Genomic DNA, 3,032 nt, shown 5'->3' with positions numbered 1-3,032 from the left:
CCGCGGGCCCGCCGCCCCCGAGCCCGCGGACCTGCGCCGGCAGACCGGCCGCTACGAGGGCGCGGCGCCGGTGCTGGCCCGCGCCCACCACGGGTCGGTCTCGAAGGACCAGCGGGCGGTGATCGAGGACGACCTCAAGACCGGACGGCTGCGCTGCGTGGTGGCCACCTCCTCCCTGGAGCTGGGCATCGACATGGGTGCGGTGGACCTGGTGGTCCAGATCGAGGCCCCGCCCTCGGCGGCCTCGGGCCTCCAGCGCGTGGGCCGCGCCGGCCACCAGGTGGGCGAGGTCTCGCGCGGCTGGTTCTACCCGAAGCACCGCGGGGACCTGCTGGACGCCGCGGTCACGGTGGAGCGGATGCTGCAGGGCCGGATCGAGCCGCTGGCGGTCCCGCTCAACCCCCTGGACGTCCTGGCCCAGCAGACCGTCGCGGCGACCGCGCTGGGGCCGATCGACGTCGAGGAGTGGTTCGACACCGTCCGCCGCTCCTGCCCGTTCCTGACCCTGCCGCGCTCCGCCTACGACGCCACCCTGGACCTGCTCGCGGGCCGCTACCCGTCCGACGAGTTCGCCGAGCTGCGCCCGCGGATCGTGTGGGACCGGGAGACCGGCACCATCGAGGGCCGGCCCGGGGCACAGCGCCTGGCCGTGACCTCCGGCGGCACGATCCCGGACCGCGGCCTGTTCGCGGTCTACCTCGTGGGCGAGCAGGACGGGAAGAACTCCCGGCGGGTGGGCGAGCTCGACGAGGAGATGGTCTACGAGTCCCGCGTGGGGGACGTGATCGCCCTGGGCGCCTCGAGCTGGCGGATCGAGGAGATCACCCACGACCGCGTCATCGTCTCCCCCGCCCCCGGCGTGCCGGGCAAGCTCCCGTTCTGGCACGGCGACGGCCCCGGCCGGCCCGTGGAGCTGGGCCGCGCGGTGGGCCGGTTCAACCGCGAGATCGCCGGGGCCTCCGCGGAGGACGCCCGCGCCCGGCTGCGCGCGGCCGGTCTCGACGAGTGGGCCGCCGACAACCTGCTGGCCTACGTGGGCGAGCAGAAGGAGGCCGTGGGGCAGGTCCCGTCGGACCGGCTGTTCGTCGTCGAACGCTTCCACGACGAGCTCGGGGACTGGCGCGTGGTGCTGCACTCCCCGTTCGGGATGCCCGTGCACGCCCCGTGGGCGCTGGCCGTGGGGGCCCGGCTGCACGAGCGGTACGGCCTCGACGGCTCCGCGCAGGCCGCCGACGACGGGATCGTGCTGCGCGTGCCGGCCATGGAGGACGAGCCCCCGGGCGCGGAGCTGTTCCTCTTCGACGCCGACGAGCTCGACCAGATCGTCACCGAGGAGGTGGGCGGCTCCGCGCTGTTCGCCTCCCGGTTCCGGGAGTGCGCCGCCCGGGCCCTGCTGCTGCCCCGGCGCGACCCCGGCCGGCGCTCCCCGCTGTGGCAGCAGCGCCAGCGCTCGGCGCAGCTGCTGGACGTCGCCCGGAAGTACCCGCAGTTCCCGATCATCCTCGAGACGATCCGCGAGTGCCTCCAGGACGTCTACGACCTGCCCGCGCTCAAGGAGCTGCACCGGGCGGTCGAGCGGCGCGCGATCCGGGTGGTCGAGACCACCACGGAGCAGCCCTCGCCCTTCGCCCGGACCCTGCTCTTCGGCTACGTGGCCCAGTTCCTCTACGAGGGCGACTCCCCGCTGGCGGAGCGCAAGGCGGCCGTCCTGTCCCTCGACGCCGCCCTGCTCAACGAGCTCCTGGGCCGCGCCGAGCTGCGGGAGCTGCTGGACCCGGAGGTCATCGAGCGCACGGAGGCGGAGCTGCAGCGACTGGCCCCGGACCGGCGGCTGCGCGGGGTCGAGGGCGCGGCCGACCTGCTGCGCCTGCTCGGCCCGCTCACCACCGCCGAGGCCGTCCGCCGGCTCCAGGACCCCGGGGACCCGGAGTCCGCGTGCCCCGAGGACGTCGCCGCCGGGTGGCTCGAGCAGCTCGTGGCCGCCAACCGCGCCCTGCGCGTGCACCTGCGCGGCGTCGAGCACTGGGCCGCGATCGAGGACGCCTCCCGGCTGCGCGACGCGCTCGGCGTGCCCCTGCCCATGGGGGTGCCGCTGGCCTTCGTGGAACCGGTCGAGGACCCGCTGGCCGACCTCGTCTCCCGCTACGCCCGCACCCACGGGCCGTTCACCGTGGACGAGGCCGCGGCGCGGCTCGGGCTGGGCACGGCCGTGGTGCGCACCACGCTGGAGCGGCTGGCCGCGGACCGGCGCGTGGTCGAGGGCGAGTTCCGGCCGGTGCGCCCCGACGGCGGCGGGGCCGGCCCGGCGGCCTCCGAGTGGTGCGAGTCCGAGGTGCTGCGCCGGATCCGGCGCCGCTCGCTGGCCGCGCTGCGCCGGGACGTTGAGCCCGTCTCCGGGCAGGTCTACGCCCGGTTCCTGCCGGCCTGGCAGCACGTGGGCCGGGGCCACCAGCTGCGCGGCGAGGACGGGGTGCTGACGGTGGTGGACCAGCTCGCGGGCGTCGCCGTCCCCGCATCGGCCTGGGAGCCGCTGGTGCTCGCCGCCCGGGTGGCGGACTACCGGCCCGAGCTGCTGGACGAGCTGACCGCCACCGGGGAGATCCTGTGGTCCGGGGCCGGGTCCCTGGCGGGCGACGACGGATGGGTGTCGCTGCACCTGAGCGAGGCGGCCCAGCTCACCCTGCCCCCGGCCGAGACCCTCGAGGTCGCGGCGGCGGCCCTGGACTCCACGCTGGAGCGGCGGGTCCTCGACGTCCTGGCCCCCGGCGGCGCGTGGTTCTTCCCGCAGCTGCTGGGCCTGCTCGACGCCGCCGGGGACCCGGTTCCCGCCCCGGCGCTGACCACCGCGCTGTGGAACCTCGTCTGGTCCGGGCTGGTCACCAACGACACCTTCCTGCCCGTGCGCTCCCTGCTCTCCGGCGGGCAGGCCGCCCACCGGCACCGGGCCCAGGCCCCGCGGGGACGCACCACGTCCCGCCGGGGCGCCGCCCGGCTGCGGCCCGGCGCGGCCTCCCGCCCGGGGATCGGCGGGG

General features: G+C 76.7%; 1 protein-coding gene. It reads left to right on the top strand.

Annotated features, from left to right (window positions below; genetic code table 11):
- Positions 1-3,032 (top strand): helicase-related protein (locus CRM73_RS18665; protein ID WP_255663063.1); only part of this gene is annotated, 3,032 nt, incomplete at both ends.

The sequence above is a fragment of the Kocuria sp. CCUG 69068 genome (assembly GCF_020833785.1).
Lineage (GTDB): Bacteria > Actinomycetota > Actinomycetes > Actinomycetales > Micrococcaceae > Kocuria > Kocuria rosea.
This window is presented reverse-complemented; position numbering and strand designations above follow the sequence as displayed.